6 protein-coding genes are annotated in these 19035 nt (G+C 74.6%); 2 read left to right on the plus strand and 4 right to left on the minus strand.

The genetic code is table 11. The annotated features are described in order from the left end of the window. Nucleotides 1-13 precede the first annotated feature (13 nt). Both ACFY30_RS38980 and ACFY30_RS38985 read right to left on the minus strand, forming a co-directional pair. Nucleotides 14-1198 (minus strand): ABC transporter permease, encoded by a 1185-nt coding sequence (locus ACFY30_RS38980; RefSeq protein ID WP_390849883.1) that lies wholly within the window; start codon nt 1196-1198, stop codon nt 14-16. After that, the gene (locus ACFY30_RS38985; RefSeq protein WP_390849884.1) at nt 1195-2112 is read right to left on the minus strand and encodes an ABC transporter ATP-binding protein; all 918 of its coding nucleotides are present in this window, start codon (nt 2110-2112) and stop codon (nt 1195-1197) included. Before ACFY30_RS38985 ends, ACFY30_RS38980 begins: the two co-directional genes overlap by 4 nt. Nucleotides 2113-2506: 394 nt before the next feature. On the opposite strand from ACFY30_RS38985, the gene ACFY30_RS38990 reads away from it, so the two are divergent. After that, nucleotides 2507-4093: an ArnT family glycosyltransferase gene (locus ACFY30_RS38990; RefSeq protein ID WP_390849885.1), complete on the plus strand. Its 1587-nt coding sequence runs from the start codon at nt 2507-2509 to the stop codon at nt 4091-4093. A gap of 80 nt (nt 4094-4173) precedes the next feature. Here the strand turns inward: ACFY30_RS38990 and ACFY30_RS38995 are convergent, their stop codons facing one another. Together ACFY30_RS38995 and ACFY30_RS39000 are read right to left on the minus strand one after the other, a co-directional pair. Further along, nucleotides 4174-5388 carry a cytochrome P450 gene (locus ACFY30_RS38995; RefSeq protein ID WP_390849886.1) on the minus strand — a complete coding sequence of 405 codons (1215 nt, stop codon included), beginning with the start codon at nt 5386-5388 and terminating at the stop codon, nt 4174-4176. 42 nt (nt 5389-5430) lie between these two features. Beyond that, nucleotides 5431-6639, minus strand: a complete 1209-nt coding sequence (locus ACFY30_RS39000; protein WP_390849888.1) for a cytochrome P450 — start codon at nt 6637-6639, stop codon at nt 5431-5433. A 328-nt stretch (nt 6640-6967) separates the two neighbouring features. Between ACFY30_RS39000 and ACFY30_RS39005 the strand changes: the two genes are divergently transcribed. Then, nucleotides 6968-18967 (plus strand): SDR family NAD(P)-dependent oxidoreductase, encoded by a 12000-nt coding sequence (locus tag ACFY30_RS39005; RefSeq protein WP_390849889.1) that lies wholly within the window; start codon nt 6968-6970, stop codon nt 18965-18967. Nucleotides 18968-19035: the final 68 nt, after the last annotated feature.

Here is a 19035-nt window from a genome sequence, read left to right on the forward strand (position 1 = left end):
CGTCAGCGCCGGCTCACCCTTCGTTCCATTTGAAGAACCGCAGCGTCACCCCGGTCACCACGGCGGCGAAGGCGAGCATGCCGCCCATCGTGGGCAGCACGTCCAGCACCCCGCCGCCCCGGCTGAGCACCGACTCGCCGCCTTCCACGAGGTAGTGCAGCGGCATCACGTACGACACCGCCCTCACCCACTCCGGGGCGCTGTCCAGCGAGAAGAACGATCCGGACAGCAGTGACATCGGCAGCACCAGCAGCTGGGCGAGACCGCCCGCGGACTCCTCGGTCCTGGTGAGCGAGCCGATGAGCAGGCCCAGCGACATCAGGGCCAGCGTCCCGCACACCACCAACGGCACCACCAGCCACCAGTTGCCGGTCAGCTGGAGACCGAAGTACGGCAGGGTCGCCACCGCCAGGAACAGGGCCGTCTGCGTGAGTGCCATGAGCATGGTCATGGAGATCCGGGCGGCCACCACCTCCCAGGGGCGGATCGGCGACAGCTGCATCCGCTGGAGGATCTTCTTGCGGCGCAGCGTCACCAGCGTCAGTGCGGTGCTGAACACCGCGCTGGTGGCGACGGCGAAGCCCAGCAGACCAGGGGTCAGGTACTGGATGGGCTTGACCGATTCGTCCTCGACCTGACTGGCCTTCAGCGTGTACTTGGCGGCCATGCCGGTCGCGGCCAGGTTCGCCTGCTCCAGCACCGCGTTCAGGGTCGCCCGGGCCGAAGCCCCCTTGACCGAGTCGGCCAGGCTGTAGCGCAGCACGACGGTGTCACCGTCCTGCTCGACCAGCGCGTCGTAGTCCCCCTGGCGCACCTTCTCCAGCGCCGCCGACTCGCTCTTCACCTTGGTGATCGTGGCGGCCTTGGACAGCTGGTCCCGCTGGGCACCGGTGAGCGAGTCCAGCACCTGCACCTCGCCGACCTGGGCCACCTTGATGTGCGAGGTCCCGTCGCTCTTGAACAACGAGCCGAACAGCATCAGGAACAGGATGGGGAAGATCATCAGGAAGAAGATCGTGCCCTTGTCCCGCAGGACGCTCAGGATCATCGCCCGGGCCAGCTCGCGGATCGGGTTCAGCCGTCTGTCCCTGACCGGGCCCTTGCGGCCCGGACCGGCCTTGGCCGCCGCCTTCTCCTGCTCCGCCGGGGCCTTCGCGGCCGCTCCGGAGGAGCGGGAGGACGTCTCGTCGATGCTCACGCGCGGTACTCCCGTCCGGTCAGCTGGAGGAAGACGTCCTCCAGAGTGGCGCCGCGCACCTGGAGGCTGCGCAGCGCCCGGTGGTCGGCCAGGATCGACAGCACCGGCCCGGGGGAGTGGGTGGCGATCGACAGCGTGATCCCGTCGTCCTCCACCACCGCGTTGTCCACCCCGGCCGCCACCAACCGGCCGCGCAGCGTGTCCGCCTTGACCAGCCCGGACTCCACACTCACCCGCACCATGTCGTCCAGCTCGCGGATCAGGGCCGCCGGCGCGCCCGTCTTGAGCACCCTGCCCTTCTCCATCACCGACACCCGGTCGCAGAGCATCTCGGCCTCGTCCAGGTAGTGCGTGGTGAGGACCAGGGTGCGGCCCTCCTCGTTGACGTCCCGCAGCAGGTCCCACAGATTGCGGCGGGCCTGCGGGTCCAGACCGGCGGTGGGTTCGTCCAGGAAGACGATCTCCGGGTCGTGCACCAGACCGCAGGCGATCGACAGCCGCTGCGCCTGGCCGCCGGAGAGCTTGTCGGCCGGCACGGCGCCGAACTCGGTGAGGCCGACCCGCTCCAGCATCGCGTCGGCCTGCCGGACACCGACCCGGTAGAAGGACGCGAACAGGCAGATGGTCTCGCGCGTGGTGAGCTTGTCGAAGAACGACGACGCCTGGAACTGCACGCCGATCCGTCTCAGCAGCCTGGGATTGCGCGGCCAGGGGCTCTCGCCGAACAGCTCGATCCGGCCCTCGTCGGGCTCGCGGACGCCCTCCAGAATCTCCAGAGTGGTCGTCTTCCCCGCGCCGTTGGGACCCAGGATGCCGTAGAACTCGCCCGCCTCGATGTGCAGCGAGACTCCGTCGACGGCCTGGATGTCCCCGTACCGCTTGCGGACGCCGTCCGCGACGATCGCCGCCGTCATGACGCGTACGCCCTGACCGTGCGGGGCCGTGAGCCGGCCCCGCCGCACATGAACTGAAGGTCCATCACTCGACTGTCGTCTCTCCGTGATCGGTTGAGGGATCGGGGCCGGGCCGGGGGAGTGACAGGGCGCGGTGAACGCGTCCACCGCAGGTCGGCCGGGCAGGGCCGAACCGCGGCGCGAGCGGGTGGGCCCAAGGGCGGTTCGGAACCTCCACACCAGCACAGCCGCCACGGCCGGGGCCACCAGGGGCGCCGAAGACTAGGGAATCGCCCCTACTCCCGGGCCCGTTGAGGGGAACACGCCGTTCCGGTGCCGGCCGCCGACCGTAGGTTCGACGCGCAGAGCTCCACGTGCCTTCCACCGCGAACCCCACAGGATCGAGGAAGCGACGATGCCCCCCACAGCCCGGGACGAGGCGACCCACCGCGACGGCGGGTACCGGCCTCCCGGCGCCACCCCCCGTACCCGCGTCCCCGCCGCACCGCCGGCGGCCACCCCGCTCCCGCCCCTGGCCCTGCTGCCGGTGTGCGCCCTCGCCTGCGTCACCGCGGCCCTGCTGTTGCGCACCGCGGACCGCTTCGGCTACTTCAGCGACGAGCTGTACTTCCTCGCCGCCGGCCGCAGCCCCGCCTGGGGATACGCAGACCAGCCGCCGTTGCTGCCGCTGCTGACCCACGCCCTCGACACCGTGTCCCCCGGCTCGCTGCCGGTGCTGCGCGCACCGGCCGCGGCCCTCACCGCGCTCGGCGTGCTGACCGCCGCCCTGACGGCCCGGGAACTGGGCGGCCGGCGCGCGGCCCAGCTCGCCACCGCCGGTGCGTACGCCGTCTCGCCGGTCATGCTGCAGATGGGCCATCTGCTCATCACCGCCACCCTGGACATCTTCCTGACCACGGCCGGCGTCTGGCTGCTGGTGCGCTGGATCCGCACCCGGCGCGACCGGCTGCTGCCCCTGCTCGGCCTGACCGCCGCCGTCTCCCTCCAGGTCAAGTTCCTCAGCGTCGGCCTGTGGGCCGTACTGTTCGCGGCCCTGCTCCTCGCGGGGCCCCGGGACCTGCTGCGCCGCCCGCTGCTGTGGGCCTCGGCGGCCGGAGCCCTGCTCACCGCCGTACCGGGACTGCTGTGGCAGGCCCGCGCCGGCTGGCCGCAACTGGCCATGACCGAGGTCATCGCCCAGGAGGTCGCCGGCGAGGAGGGCGGCCGGGCGATGTTCCTGCCCACGGTCCTCTCGGCCGCCGGACTGGCCGGCGCGGTCCTCCTGTGCTGCGGGCTGGGATGGCTGCTGGTCGCGCGCCGGGCCCGCCCCTACCGGTTCCTCGCCCTGACCTTCGCCGGACTGTGCGCCTGTTACCTCGTCGTCCACGGACGGCCGTACTACGTCGCCGGGCTGTTCGCCGTCCTGTGGGCGGCCGGCGCCACGGCTGTGCAGGGTCTGCGCGCCACCCGCCCGCGCGTGTGGTCGACGGCCGTGGTCTACCTGGTGTCGGCGGTCCTGGCGGTGCAGGTGCTGCCGCTCTACCCGGTCCAGCGGCTCTCCCGGTCCTCCGCCGACCGGCTGGCGATGGAGACCGTCGGCTGGCCCGACCTGGCCGCCTCGGTGGCCCGTGTCCACCGCCGGCTGCCCGCCGACCGGCGCCGCCGGGCCCTGCTGATCACCGACCGGTACGACCAGGCGGGCGCCCTCGACCGGTTCGGCCCCGGGCTCGGTCTGCCGCGGCCGTACAGCGGCCACCGCGGCTACTGGTACCTGCGCCGCCCGGCCGACGACACCGCGACCGTGGTCTTCGTCGGCGCGGACGCCCGTTTCCTGCGGCGGTTCTTCACCAGCGTGCGCCGGCGCGGCACGGTCACCAACGCGGACCGGGTGCACAACCTCAACTGGGGCACCCCCATCTGGGTCTGCGAGGGACTGCGCCGGCCCTGGCGCACGACGTGGCCCCGCATGTCCCACCTGAGCGCCTACTCGGCGACGCGGTAGCTCCGGCGGCGCGCGCCGGAGCCGGCACCGCGGGCCGCCCCTGTCCGGGACGGCCCGCGGTGCCGGCCACGGGGGTGCCCTCACCCCCAGGTGACGGGCAGCGCGTACACGCCGTAGTGCATCGCCTTGTCCCGCAGCGGGATCTCCTGCGGATCGGCCGCCAGCCGCAGGTCCGGGAAGCGGTCGAAGAGCTTCTGGAAGCCGATGCGCAGGGTCGCCCGGGCCAGATGCTGCCCCAGGCACTGGTGGATGCCGAAGCCGAAGGCCAGGTGGCGCCGCGACGGCCGGGTGACGTCGAAGACCTCCGGGTTCTCGAACTGCTCCGGATCCCGGTTGGCGGCCGGCAGGGACAGCACCACGGTCTGCCCGGCCTCGATGGTCCGTCCGCCGATCTCCACGTCCTCCAGCGCCACCCGGCTCGCGCCCATGTGGGAGATCGTCAGATAGCGCAGCAGCTCCTCCACCGCCCGCTCCATCAGCTCCGGCCGCCTGCGGACCTTCTCCAGCTGCTCGGGATGCTCCAGCAGCGCGAACGTGCCGAGACCCAGCATGTTCGGCGTGGTGTCCAGCGCGCCGCCGATGGTGATCCAGGCGATGTTCGCCAGTTCCTCCTCGGTCAGCTCACCCGTCTTGACCAGCTTGCCGAGCAGCTTGTCGTTCGGCTCGGCGAACAGGTCCTTGACCACACGGGCCAGGGTCTGGTCCAGCGCCGTGTTGTGTTCGACGAACTCCTCGAGCGTGTAGTCGATCCGCATGATCGCCGAGAAGTGCTTGTCGAGCTCGGCGATGTCCTCCTCCGGCACACCCATCACCGAGTGCACCGACCGGTACACGACCTTCTGCACGAACGCCGGCAGCAGATCCACCGGCGGCTGGAGACCGGCCATCTCGTCGAGCACGTCGTCGATGATCCCGGCCAGCGTCGGCTCGTACTCCTGGATCCTGCGGACCGTGAAGAAGCCCGTCAGCAACCGCCGGTAGCGCGTGTGGTCAGGGGCGTCCATCCGGACGAAGGAGCCCGGTCCCGACGGCTGCGGCTCGTACTTCTCCACCTCGAACGGCGGGGACGCCACGAGCGCCAGCAGCTCCGCGCGGTGACTGAACCGGGGGTCGGTCATGATGGCCCGCACATGGTCGTGCCGGGTCACCAGCCAGCCGTCGTCGCGGCCCGGCGCGATGTCGAAGGTGACCGGGCTGATCGGTTCCTCCGCGCGCAGCCGGCGGTACTCCGGATCGGGGTCGAAGGGGCAGATGCGGTCGGTCGGTATCACAGGTGGTTTCGGCTCGTAGGCCATGAGTCCTCCGTCTGGTGGTGTGCGTCCGCCGGGGTGTGCCGCTCAGGCCCGGCGGACCGTGAGGGGCAGCCGCCGAAGGCCGAAGACGTTGACCCGGTTGTCGAAGTAGGACAGCGGCGCGTCGCGGTCGACCCGGATGCCCGCGTAGCGGTCGAGCATCAGGTCGAGCGCGATCTGCCCCTCCATACGGGCCAGCGGGGCGCCCAGGCAGTAGTGGATGCCGTGCCCGAAGGCGAGCTGCCTGGCGTTGGAGCGGCCCGGCAGGAAGCGGTCCGGCTCCGGGAAGACCCGCTCGTCGCGGTTGGCCGACAGCAGCCAGAGGTACACCATCGCGTTCTCCGGGACCTTCTCCCCGGCGATCTCCACGGCAGCCGTCGGCACCCGTTCGATCTTCAGGAACGGCGGCCGGCAGCGCAGCACCTCTTCGGTGAACGGCGTGATCCCCGCGCGGTCGGCGCGCAGCCCGGCCTGCACGCCCTCCTCCCGGTCGAGCGTCAGCAGCATGTTGCCGAGCAGTACGGCGGTGGTGACATGACCGGCGAGCAGCAGCAGCGCGGCGAAGCTCACCACGTCGTCGTCGTCGAGGCTCTCCCCGTCGACCTCGGCCCGTACCAGCAGGCTCATCAGGTCGTCGTACTCGCGCGCCCGCCGCTCGGCGACATGCCGGCGCAGATAGGCGTCCAGTTCCTGCACGGTCCGGCCCATGACCTCGGCGCCCTCGGGCGTCTCCCAGTCCACGGTCAGCAGGTTGTCGGCCCACACCTGGAACAGCGGGCGGTCCGAGGGCGGCACACCGAGCAGGGAGGAGATCACGATGACCGGCAGCGGGTTGGCGAACGCCTCGATCACGTCGAAGCGGTCGCCGCCGTCGAGACCGTCGAGCAGCTCGGTGGCCACCTCGGTGATCCGCGGGGCCAGCTCGTTGATCATCTTCGCGGTGAAGACCTTGCTCACCAGCCGCCGCAGCTTGCCGTGCCGGGGCGGGTCCAGCAACAGCAGCGTGCCGCCCGGCGGTTGCCGCTCACCGCCCGACAGCCGGGTCACCGTGTCCGAGGAGAAGGCCGCCGGGTCGGAGCTGATCCGCTGGACGTCCTCGTGACGGAAGACGTGGTAGCGGCCCGCCGGATCGCACCACACCGGCTGCTCGTCGCGCATCCGCCGCAGCCAGGCCAGCAGGGTCGCACCACCGTCGAGACCCACCTCGGGCGGCGCGGCCACCTCAGGGCCGACAGGAGCGGGCACGGCAGTCATCGGGAACCCCTCTCGTAGGGCGGGCCGCACGGAGGCGGGCCGTAAGCGGCCTCAGCGCAGCACGCCGGGCGGAACGAGGGCCAGGAAAGCCGCGCAACTCTAGGGATTTGCCGGTGCCGCCCGCCGCCCGGCCGGTGCCGTGGGCAACTAGGGGATTTTTCAGAGTCGGAGGTCAAGCGGCCGTGGACCGCCCGGGCGCCCCCAGACTGGGCCGCGTTCGAGGTGTTCGAGGAGCCATGCCCAGAGCGTGGGTGTCCGAGCCTGAGGAGATACCGGTGTTGTCTACCGATCCGAGCGCAGCGGGCCTGCCACCGCTCTCCGCCGTGGTGTGCGACCCGGGTCTGGGGGCCGAGCTGTGAGCGAAGACCGCCTGCGGGACTATCTGAAGCGGGTCACCGCCGATTTGCACCGCACCACCGGCCGCCTGCGCGAGCTGGAGACGAAGGACCGCGAACCCGTCGCGATCGTCTCCATGGCCTGCCGGTACCCGGGTGACGTACGCGCCCCCGAGGACCTGTGGCGACTGGTCGCCGACGGCACCGACGCCATCACGCCCTTCCCGGAGGACCGCGGCTGGGACGTCCCGGCCCTCTACCACCCCGACCCCGAGCACCCGGGCACCTGCTACACCCGCGAGGGCGGCTTCCTGCACGACGCCGCGGACTTCGACCCCGACTTCTTCGGCATGTCGCCCCGCGAGGCCCTCGGCACCGACCCGCAGCAGCGCCTGCTGCTGCAGATCTCCTGGGAGGCGCTGGAGCGGGCCGGACTCGACCCCGGCACCCTGCGCGGCAGCCCCACCGGCGTCTTCGTCGGGGTCATGTACAACGACTACGGCTCCCGGTTCGACGCGCCCCCGCCCGGTCTCGAAGGCTTCATCGGCAACGGCAGCGCGGGCAGCATCGCGTCCGGACGGGTCGCCTACACCCTGGGCCTGGAGGGCCCGGCGATCACCGTGGACACGGCCTGCTCCTCCTCCCTGGCCGCCCTGCACCTGGCCTGCCGGGCGCTGCGGGCCGGCGAGTGCTCGCTGGCGCTGGCGGGCGGTGTCGCCGTGATGTCCACCCCGGTCACCTTCACCGAGTTCAGCCGCCAGCGCGGACTCTCCCCCGACGGCCGCTGCAAGTCCTTCGCGGACGCGGCGGACGGCACCGGTTGGGGCGAGGGCGCGGGCCTGCTCCTGCTGGAGCGGCTGTCGGACGCCCGGCGCAACGGGCACCGGGTGCTGGCCGTGATCCGGGGCAGCGCCGTCAACCAGGACGGTGCCAGCAGCGGCCTGACGGCGCCGAACGGTCCCGCGCAGCAGCGGGTCATCCGGGCCGCCCTGGCGAGCGCGGGTCTGTCGGCCGCCGACGTGGACGCGGTGGAGGCCCACGGCACCGGCACCACACTGGGCGATCCGATCGAGGCGCAGGCCCTGCTCGCCACCTACGGACGCGACCGTGAACACCCGCTCTGGCTCGGCTCGTTGAAGTCCAACATCGGGCACACCCAGGCCGCCGCCGGGGTCGGCGGCGTGATCAAGATGGTCATGGCCATGCGGCACGGGATGCTCCCGCGCACGCTGCACGTCGACGCCCCCTCCCGTCACGTCGACTGGTCGGCGGGCCGGGTCGCGCTGCTGGCCGAGGCCCGGCAGTGGCCGCGCACGGAGGAAGGCCGGCCACGCCGCGCGGGCGTCTCCGCCTTCGGCGTCAGCGGCACCAACGCGCACGTGGTCCTGGAGGAGGCCGGGCCGGCCGGGGAACCCGCAGCCGCTCGGCCGGACACCGGCGACGGCGGCGTGGTGCTGTGGCCGCTCTCCGCACGCGGGGAAGGGGCGCTGCGGGCGCAGGCGGCGAGGCTGCTGGACCGCACCGACGGCTCCGCCGTCGACGTGGGGCTGTCGCTGGCGGTGACACGGTCACTGTTCGAGGACCGTGCCGTGATCGTGGGCGCCGGCGTGGACGAACTGCGGTCCGGGCTGGCCGCGTTGGCGGCCGGCGAGGCGGACGCACGGGTGGTGCGGGGTACGGCGCTGCGCGGGCGCACGGCGTTCCTGTTCGCCGGACAGGGTTCCCAACGCCTTGGCATGGGACGGGAGTTGTACGAGACGTATCCCGTCTTCGCACAGACCGTCGACGCGGTGGACGCCGAACTGCCCTTCAGTCTGCGGGAGACCGTCTTCGGTGAGGACGCCGAGCGGCTGGACCGGACCGAGTTCGCCCAGCCCGCCCTGTTCGCGCTCGAAGTGGCGCTGTTCCGGCTCCTGGAGTCCTGGGGCGTGCGCCCGGACCTGGTCGCGGGTCACTCCATCGGTGAGATCGCCGCGGCCCATGTGGCCGGAGTGTGGTCGCTGGCCGACGCCTGCCGTCTGGTCGTGGCGCGGGGCCGGCTGATGCAGGCCCTGCCCGGGGGCGGGGCGATGGTCGCGCTACAGGCCTCCGAGGAGGAAGTCCTCCCGCTGCTGGACGACACGGTGGGCGTCGCCGCGGTCAACGGCCCGCGAGCCGTCGTGGTCGCCGGTGCCCGCGACGCGGTGGACGAGGTGGCCGCGCACTTCCGCGCCCAGGACCGCAGGACCACGGCCCTCCGCGTCAGCCACGCCTTCCACTCCCCGCTGATGGAACCGATGCTCGCGGCCTTCCGCGAGGTCGCGGAGAGCCTGACCTACGGGCGCCCGGGGCTGCCCGTCGTCTCCACCGTCACCGGCGAGGCCGCGAGCGCCGAGGAGCTGATGTCCCCGGACCACTGGGTCCGCCACGTCCGCCGCACCGTCCGCTACGCCGACGCCGTCCGCACCCTCGCCCGGAGCAAGGTGACACGGTTCGTCGAACTCGGGCCGGACGCCACGCTCACCGCGCTCGCCCGCACCCTGCTCGACGACGACCAGCGCGTCCTGGCCCCCACGCTGCGCAGCGAGGCACCGGAGGCGGCGACCCTGCTGCACGCCGTCGCCACGCTGCACGCGCACGGCAGCAGCCCGGACTGGTCCGCGCTGTTCCCCGGCGGCAGGACCGTCGAACTGCCCACCTACGCGTTCCAGCAGCGACGCTTCTGGCTCGATCCGGCGCCCGGCACCGGACGGCGTGGCGGCGGGCATCCGCTCCTCGGGGCCGCGGTGACCCTGGCGGACTCGTCCTCGGTGCTGTCCACCACCGTGCTCTCCACCCGCACGCACCCCTGGCTGGCCGACCACACCGCGGCGGGCGTCACCGTGCTGCCCACGGCCGCGTACGTCGACTTCGCCCTGCATCTCGGCGGACTCGTGGGATGCCACCATGTCGTCGAGCTCGACCAGGAGCGGCCCCTCGTCCTGGACGGCGACCGGCCCGTGGAGATCCAGGTCGTCCTCGACGGCCCGGACGAGGACGGCGTCAGGGCGTTCGCCTGCCACTCCCGGCCCGCCCCGGTCGCCGCCGGCCCGGCGGAGGAGGACGCGAGCGCGTCCGACCGGCCCTGGACCCGCAACGCCCGAGGTGTCCTCGCGCCGGCCGGTGCCACGCCGGAGCAGCCGGATCAGCTGGAGCAGGACGCGCAGGACGCGCAGGACGCGTTGGACGGGCACGACGCACCGGACGGCGCCTGGCCGCCGCCCGGTGCCCACGCCCTGGACGCCGACGAGATCGAGGAGATCTACGAGGCGGCGCGGGCCCGCGGCCTGGACCACGGTCCCGCCTTCCGGGGGCTCACCGCGGTGTGGCGGGCCGGCGACGAGACGTACGCCGAGGTCGCCGTACCGGAGGAGTTCCGCGCGGACGCCCTGCGGGTGGCGCTGCACCCGGCGCTGCTCGACGCGGCCCTGCACGCCGCCGCCGCGCTCGGCCACCCCGGCGGATTCGCCGTGACATGGCGGGACTGCACGCTGCACGCGGGCAGCGCCGAGGCGCTGCGGGTCAGGCTCCGGCCCCGCCCCGACGGCGCACTGCGACTGGACCTCGCCGACGAGTCCGGCACCCCGGTCGCCACCGTCGGCGCGGTCACCCTCACCCCCGTGGACGAACTGCCCCTGACCGTCCCGTCCCCGGCCGGTGACGATCTGTTCGTGGTCGACTGGACCGCGCTGCCCGCGGCCCCCGCCCCCGCACACCGGCCCACGGTGGCCGTCGTGGGCGCCGGACCGGCCCCCGCGGACGCCGAGCGCCACCCGGACCCGGACGCCTTCTTCACCGCCCTGGCCGCCCCCGGCGCCTCCGTGCCGGACCTGGTGCTCGTGTCCTTGCGGGGAGCCGACGCGGAACTGCCCGCCGCCGTGCACGAGTCGGCCGCCGCGGCCCTGGAACTGCTCCAGCGCTGGCAGGCCGAGGAACGCACGGCAGGCGCCCGGCTGGTCCTGCTCACCCGGAACGCGGTGGCCGTCCGCCCCGGTGAGCCGGTCGCCGATCTCGCCGCGGCCACCGTGCGCGGCCTGGTGCGCTCGGCACAGTCGGAGAACCCGGGGTCCTTCCTCCTCGTGGACACGGACACCGACACCGGCGTCCCCACGGACACCGACACCAGCACCGGCAGTGGTGCCCCCACGGACACCGGCCCCGGCACCTGCCCCGGCACCCCCACGCACACCGGCACCGACCCGGAGGCGCTCCTCGCCGCGATCTGCGAGGCCGCGCACCGCGGGGAGACGGAGATCGCCCTGCGGTCCGGCCGCCTCCACGCCGCCCGCCTCACCCGGCACCACCCGGACGGCTCCACGCGACCGCTCCTCGATCCGGAGCGGACCGTGCTGATCACCGGTGCCGGCGGCACCGTCGCCGCGGCCGTCGCCCGGCACCTGGTCACCGCGCACGGAGCACGGCATCTGCTGCTCACCAGCCGCCGCGGCCCGCAGGCACCCGGAGCCACGGAGCTGCGCGCCGAGCTCGAACGGGCCGGTGCCGAGGTGACCGTGGCCGCCTGCGACGTGGCCGACCCCGCCGCGCTCGCGGCGCTCCTGGACGCCGTACCCGAACCGCATCCCCTCGGCGCCGTCTTCCATGCCGCCGGGGTGATCGACGACGGGGTGATCCCCGCGCTGACCCCGGACCGGCTGTCCGCCGTGCTGCGGCCCAAGGCGGACGCCGCCGTGCATCTGGAGCGGCTGACCCGGGACCTGGACCTGACGGCGTTCGTGCTCTTCTCGTCCGCCGCCGCCACCTTCGGCGGACCCGGCCAGGGCAACTACGCCGCCGCCAACGCCTTCCTGGAGGCGCTGGCCGCCACCCTGCGGGCACAGGGACGGCCCGCGCTCGCCCTCGGCTGGGGCCTGTGGGCCGAGGAGAGCGGCATGACGGCCGGGCTCGGCGACGCCGACCGCACCCGGATGGCCCGTGCGGGCATCGCGCCGCTGCCCACCGCCGACGCCCTGCGCCTGCTCGACCTCGCGCCGGCCCAGGACCGCCCGGTGCTCCTGCCGGTCCGGCTGGACCTGGCCACCGCGCGGACCGCCACCACCCCCACCCCGGCCCTGCTGCGCGACCCGGCCGTCTCCGCGCGCCGTACCGCCGGGCCCGCCAGGCCGGGCGGACGACTGGCCCGTACCCTCGCCGCACTGCCCGCCGCCGAGCGGCCCGCCGCCGTCCTCCGGCTCCTCCAGGCGGAGATCGCCGCCGTTCTCGGGCACGCCGCGGACGCCCCCGCCGCCGATCCCGAACGCGCCTTCCGCGACCTCGGCTTCGACTCGCTGACCGCCGTCGACCTGCGCAACGCGCTGCAACGCCGCACCGGCCTGCGGCTCGCGGCCGGCGTCGCCTTCGACCACCCCACCCCGGCCGCCCTCGCCGCGCACCTGCTGCGCTCGCTGCCGGCCGGTGACGGATCCGCCCGTCCCGTCACCACCGCGCCCCGGCCCGCGCAGGCCGGCAAGGACGAACCCGTCGCCGTCGTCGGCATGGCCTGCCGGCTCCCCGGCGGCGCCGACACGCCCGAACGGCTGTGGGACCTGCTCGTCTCCGGCGGCGACGGCCTGACCGGATTCCCCGAGGACCGCGGCTGGGACCTCGCCTCGCTGTACCACCCCGACCCCGGCCACGAGGGCACCAGTTACACCCGCACCGGCGGCTTCCTGTCCGGCGTCGACGGGTTCGACCCCGCCTTCTTCGGCATCTCTCCGCGCGAGGCCCTGGCCATGGACCCGCAGCAGCGGCTGCTCCTCGAGGTGTGCTGGGAGGCCGTGGAGCGAGCAGGCGTCGACCCGCGGACCCTGCGCGGCTCCCGCACGGGCGTCTTCGCCGGCACCAACGGGCAGGACTACACGGCCCTGCTGCGCATGTCCGCGGACGACGTCGACGGCTACCTCGGCACCGGCAACGCCGCCAGCGTGGTCTCCGGCCGCATCTCCTACACCCTCGGCCTGGAGGGCCCCGCCGTCACCGTCGACACCGCCTGCTCGTCCTCCCTGGTCGCCCTGCACTGGGCGGCTCGGGCGCTGCGCGCGGGGGAGTGCGACCTGGCGCTCGCGGGCGGCGTCACCGTGATGTCGACCCCGGCCGCGTTCCTGGAGTTCAGCCGCCAGCGCGGTCTCGCGCCGGACGGCCGCTGCAAGGCCTACGGCGACGGGGCGGACGGCACCGGCTGGGGCGAGGGCGCCGGGATGCTGCTGGTGGAGCGGCTGTCCGACGCCCGGCGCAACGGACACCGGGTGCTCGCCGTGCTGCGCGGCAGCGCCGTGAACTCCGACGGCGCCAGCAACGGCCTGACCGCCCCCAACGGTCCGTCGCAGGAACGGGTGATCCGGGCCGCGCTGGCCGACGCCGGGCTCACCCCGGCCGACGTCGACGCCGTGGAGGGACACGGCACCGGCACCGTCCTCGGCGACCCCATCGAGGCACAGGCACTCCTCGCCACCTACGGCCAGGACCGGGAACGGCCCCTGTGGCTGGGCTCGGTGAAGTCCAACCTCGGCCACACCCAGGCCGCCGCGGGGGTCGCCGGCGTCATCAAGACCGTGCTGGCGCTCCACCACGGCCGACTGCCCCGCACCCTGCACGCCGACCGGCCCTCCAGCCGGGTCGACTGGACCTCCGGCGCCGTACGCCTGCTGACCGAGACCCGGCCGTGGCGGCGCGAGGAGGGCCGCCCCCGGCGCGCGGGCGTCTCCTCCTTCGGCTTCAGCGGCACCAACGCCCACGTCATCCTGGAAGAGGCCCCGCCCGTCCCGGACCAGGCCCCGCCGAACAACGCCGCCGAGGCCCCGCCCGCCGCGGGGCGGCCGGTCACCCACCGGACGACCGCCTGGCCGCTGTCCGCCCGCACCCCCGAGGCGCTGCGCGCCCAGGCGGAGAACCTGCTCGACCACGCCCTGCGGCACCCCGAGCTGTCCGCCGCCGACCTCGGCCACTCCCTGGCCACCACCCGCCCCGTCTTCGAACACCGCGCGGTGCTCCTCGGTACCGGACGCGACGACCTGCTCGCCGGCCTGACCCGGCTCGCCTCCGGCGCCACCCCGCCCGACGGGACCGGCGCCGCCGCCCGCGGCGGGCGGACCGCCTTCCTCTTCACCGGCCAGGGCGCCCAACGACCCGGCATGGGAAGCGACTTGTACGGCGCCTTCCCGGTCTTCGCGGACGCCTTCGACGAGGTGTGCGCCCACTTCGGCGCCGACGTCCTCGGCACCCCGCTGCGCGAGACCGTCCTCGGCGACGCCGGAGCGCCGCTGGACCGCACCGGGTACGCGCAGCCGGCCCTGTTCGCGCTCGAAGTCGCCCTGTACCGGCTCGTCCGCAGCCTCGGTGTGACCCCCGACCACCTGTTGGGTCACTCCATCGGTTCCCTGGCCGCCGCGCACGCCGCCGGAGTCCTCTCCCTCACCGACGCCTGCACCCTGGTCGCGGCCCGCGGCCGGCTGATGGACGCCCTCCCCGAGGGCGGCGCCATGGTCGCCCTCCAGGCCGCCGAGGACGAGGTCCTGCCCCTGCTGGAGGGCCGGGAGCACGAGGTGGGCCTGGCCGCGGTCAACGGCCCCCGCTCCGTGGTGATCTCCGGCGAGGAGAGCGCCGTACGGGAGGTCGCCGCCCGGATCGAGGAACGCGGCCTGCGCACCAGGCGGCTGCGCGTCAGCCACGCCTTCCACTCGCCGCTGATGGAGCCCATGCTCCAGGAATTCCGCGAGGTCGCCGCCACGCTGGAGTACCACGAGCCGCTCGTCCCCGTGGTCTCCGACGTCACCGGCCGGCCGGCCGCTCCCGGCGAACTCGCCTCGCCCGACCACTGGGTCCGGCACGTGCGCCGGGCCGTCCGCTTCCACGACGGCGTGCGCGCCCTCCAGGACGCCGGGGTCCGCCGCTACCTGGAGATCGGCCCCGACGGCACCCTGACGGCCTTGGTCGCCGACGCCGTCGCCGACCCGGCCGGCACCGCCGCCCTCGCCCTGCTGCGTCCCGGCCAGGACGAGACGGGCAGCCTGCTCGCCGGACTCGCGCGCGCCCACGCCCACGGCGCCGACGTCGACTGGAGCGCCGCCACCGGCGGCTCCGGCGGGATCGTCGACCTGCCCACCTACGCCTTCCAGCGCGAGCGCTACTGGCCCTCCACGGGCGGCCGGAACGCGGGAGACCTGGCCGCGGCGGGCCTCGCCGACGCCGGACACCCGCTGTTGGGAGCCCGCGTCGACCTCGCCGACGCCGACGGCCACGTCTTCACCAGCCGGCTCTCCGTGACGGACCAGCCGTGGCTCGCCGACCACGCCGTCGGTGGCACCACCGTCCTGCCCGGCACCGCCCACCTCGACCTGGCGCTGCTCGCCGCGGACCGCGTGGGCTGCGACCGGGTGACCGAACTGACCCTCGTCGAACCGCTGTTGCTGACCCCCGGGCAGGCCGTCACCCTGCAACTGCGGGTCGGCGCGCCCGATCCGGACGGCAACCGCCCGCTCGGCGTGCACTCCCGGCCCGCCGACGCCGCCTCCGACCGGCCCTGGACCCTGCACGCCGACGGCGTCCTCGCCCCCGGCGCCCACCCGGAGCCCGACGGCGCCCCGCTCGCCGCCTGGCCGCCCGCGGATGCCGAGGAACTGCCCGTCGACGACACCTACGACCGCCTCGCGGCCGCGGGATTCGACTACGGGCCCGTGTTCCGGGGGCTGCGCGCCGCCTGGCGGCTCGACGGCGACGTGTACGCCGAGATCGCCCTGCCCGAACAGGCACACGCCGACGCCCCCCGCTACGGTCTGCACCCCGCGCTGCTCGACGCCGCCCTGCACGCCACCGCCTTCCTGCCGCTGGACGACTCCGCGGCCGGCCGGCTGCCGTTCTCCTGGCGTGACGTGACCCTGCACGCCACCGGCGCCACCGCCGTACGGGTCCGGCTCGCCCTGCGCGGCGAGGACACCGTCACCCTCGACGTCGCCGACGCCACCGGGCGGCCCGTCGCGTCCATCGGTTCCCTCACCCTGCGCGAGATCGACCCCGAACGGCTGCGCGTACGGCCCGACCGGGGCGCGGGCGACCTGTTCCGCCTCGACTGGCAGCCGCGGCCCGCCACCGGCGACCGGCCGGACCCGGGCCGGCTCACCGTCCTCGGCGACGACGCGGGCCGGGAGTTCGCCGACCTGCTCGCCGCCGCCGGAGTCGCCGCCGACGTCACCGAGGCCCCCGGCCCCGCCGCTCTGGCTGCGGCCGACGGCGCGCCCGGCACCGTGCTCGCCGTCCTGCCCCACGGCGACGGCCCGCTGGAGCGGGCGGGACACGCGGCGGCACAGCACGCCCTCGCCCTCGTACGGCAGCTGCTGGCCGAACGACGGCTGGACGCGACCCGGTTGGTGCTGGTCACCCGCGAGGCGCTCGTGCCGGACGGACCCGCGGGACCCGGCGTTCGCCACCCGGCCGCCGCGGCCGCCTGGGGACTGGTCCGCTCGGCGCAGTCCGAGCACCCCGGCCGGTTCGTCCTCGTCGACACCGACACCGCGGCCGCCTCACTGGCCGCCCTGCCCGCGGCACTCGGCCACGCCGATCCCCAACTGGCCCTGCGGGAAGGCTCCGTACATCTCCCGCGCATCGCCCGCACCGACCCGGCCGACGGCCTGCGCCCCCCGCACACCGGATCCGGAACGGCCTGGCGGCTGGACATGGTCCGCAAGGGCACCCTGGACGGCCTGGCACTCGTCGCCGCACCGGACGCCGAACGCGCCCTCGCCGACGGGGAGATACGGATCGCCGTCCGCGCCGCCGGAGTCAACTTCCGCGACGTGCTCAACGCCCTCGGCATGTACCCCGGCCCGGCCCGCGACTTCGGCCTGGAGGGAGCCGGGGTGATCACCGAGGTCGGCCCCGGGGTGACCGGTCTCGCCGTCGGCGACCGTGTCATGGGCATGTTCCCCGCTGCCTACGGGCCCGTGGCGGTGGCCGACGCCCGCACCGTCGCCCGGATCCCGGACGGCTGGACGTTCGCCCAGGCGGCGACCGTGCCCATCGTCTTCCTCACCGCCTACTACGCCCTCGTCGACCTCGGCGGCGTGAGCGAGGGGAACTCCGTCCTCGTGCACGCGGCGGCCGGCGGCGTCGGCATGGCCGCCACCCAGCTCGCCCGCCACCTCGGCGCCGAGGTCTACGCCACCGCGAGCCCCGGCAAATGGGACGCCCTGCGCGCCGCCGGACTGGACGACCCGCACATCGCCTCCTCCCGCGACCTGTCCTTCGAGGCCGCCTTCCGCGCCGCGACCGGCGACCGCGGCGTCGACCTCGTCCTGGACTCCCTGGCCGGCGAGTTCGTCGACGCCTCCCTGCGCCTGCTGACCCCCGGCGGAACCTTCCTGGAGATGGGCAAGACGGACGTCCGCGGGTCCGACGACGTCGCCGCCCGCCATCCCGGCGTCCACTACCGGGCGTTCGACCTCATCGAGGCCGGCCCCGACCGCATCGGCGAGATGCTCACGACCCTCGTCGGCCTGTTCGAGAGCGGAGTGCTGACCCCGCTGCCCGTCACCCCGTGGGACGTACGCCTCGCGCCGCAGGCCTTCCGCCACATGTCGCAGGCCCGCCACATCGGCAAGGTCGTCCTCACCGTCCCCGCACCGCTCGACCCCAACGGCACCGTGCTCATCACCGGCGGCACGGGCGGCCTGGGAGCCCTGCTCGCCCGCCACCTGGTCACCGAGCACGGCGTACGTCACCTGCTGCTCGCCTCACGCCGCGGACCCGCCGCTCCCGAGGCCGCGCCCCTCGTCACGGAACTGGAGGAGCTGGGCGCACAGGTGAGCGTCCGGGCCGCCGACGTCGCCGACCGCGACCAGGTCGCCGCACTCCTCGCCTCCGTACCCGACGGTCATCCGCTGACCGCCGTCGTCCACGCGGCCGGCGTCCTCGACGACACGGTCGTGGACCACCTCACCCCCGAGCGCCTGGCCGCCGTACTGCGCCCCAAGCTGGACGCCGCCACCCACCTCCACGAGCTCACCCGCCCTCTCGACCTGGCCGCGTTCGTCCTGTTCTCCTCGGTCGCCGGCACCCTGGGCGCCCCCGGCCAGGCCAACTACGCCGCGGCCAACGCCTTCCTCGACGCCCTCGCCGGGCACCGGCACGCCCTGGGCCTGCCCGCCCTGTCCCTGCCCTGGGGACCCTGGTCCCAGGCCACCGGCATGACCGGCGGCCTCGGCGACGCCGACCTGCGCCGCATGGAACGCGCCGGACTGCCGCCCCTCGCCGCCAAGGAGGGACTGGCCCTCTTCACCGAGGCACTGGACCACCCGGCGGCCGTCCGGCTGCCGATGGCGGTGGACACGACCCGGCTCGGTGCCGAAGGCCCGGTACCGCCCCTGCTGGCCGGCCTGGCCCGCACCCGCCGCACCGTCGCGGAGCGCACACTCACCGCCCGGCCCGGCGACAGCGGGGACCTCGCCGCCGAACTGGCCCGGCTCGGCGCCGCCGACCGGCACCGCAGGCTGGCCGAGGAGGTCTGCCGCCAGGTCGCCGCCGTCCTGGGACACGCCTCCGCCGCCCGCATCGACCCGGACCAGTCCTTCAAGGAACTCGGGTTCGACTCGCTCACCGCCGTCGAGCTGCGCAACCGGATGAACGCCGCCACCGGAGTCCTGCTGCCCGCCACCCTGGTCTTCGACCACCCCACCCCCGCCGCGCTCGCCGACCATCTCGGCCGGGAGCACTTCACGGCCGGAACGGACGACGGCCCGGCCGCACCGGGCACGGCCGGCCTCGGCCCGGGCGAACCCGACGAGGCGGCCATCCGCAGGCTGCTGATGTCCATCCCGATCACCAGGTTCCGCGAGTCGGGGCTGCTGGACGCGCTGATGGACCTCGCGTCCGCCCCCGCCGTCCGTCCCGGCCAGGAGCCGCCGGCCACGGCGGACGGCACCGACGTGGACGTCGACGACATGGACGTGGACGACCTCGTCCGGATGGCCCTGGGCGCCGACGACTGAGCGACCGCCCCCGTCCGATCCCCGCCGGCCCGTCCGGCCCCCTGTCTGCCTCGAAGCGCGAAGTGTGG

Origin of the sequence: Streptomyces sp. NPDC000345 (assembly GCF_042898825.1) — a bacterium.
Taxonomy (GTDB): Bacteria; Actinomycetota; Actinomycetes; order Streptomycetales; family Streptomycetaceae; genus Streptomyces.

What these genes read in the sequence shown, in the direction of transcription:
- ACFY30_RS39000 (WP_390849888.1), bottom strand. Translation starts at nt 6,639, where the DNA reads ATGACTGCCGTGCCCGCTCCTGTCGGCCCTGAGGTGGCCGCGCCGCCC.
- ACFY30_RS38985 (WP_390849884.1), bottom strand. Translation starts at nt 2,112, where the DNA reads ATGACGGCGGCGATCGTCGCGGACGGCGTCCGCAAGCGGTACGGGGAC.
- ACFY30_RS38995 (WP_390849886.1), bottom strand. Translation starts at nt 5,388, where the DNA reads ATGGCCTACGAGCCGAAACCACCTGTGATACCGACCGACCGCATCTGC.
- ACFY30_RS38990 (WP_390849885.1), top strand. Translation starts at nt 2,507, where the DNA reads ATGCCCCCCACAGCCCGGGACGAGGCGACCCACCGCGACGGCGGGTAC.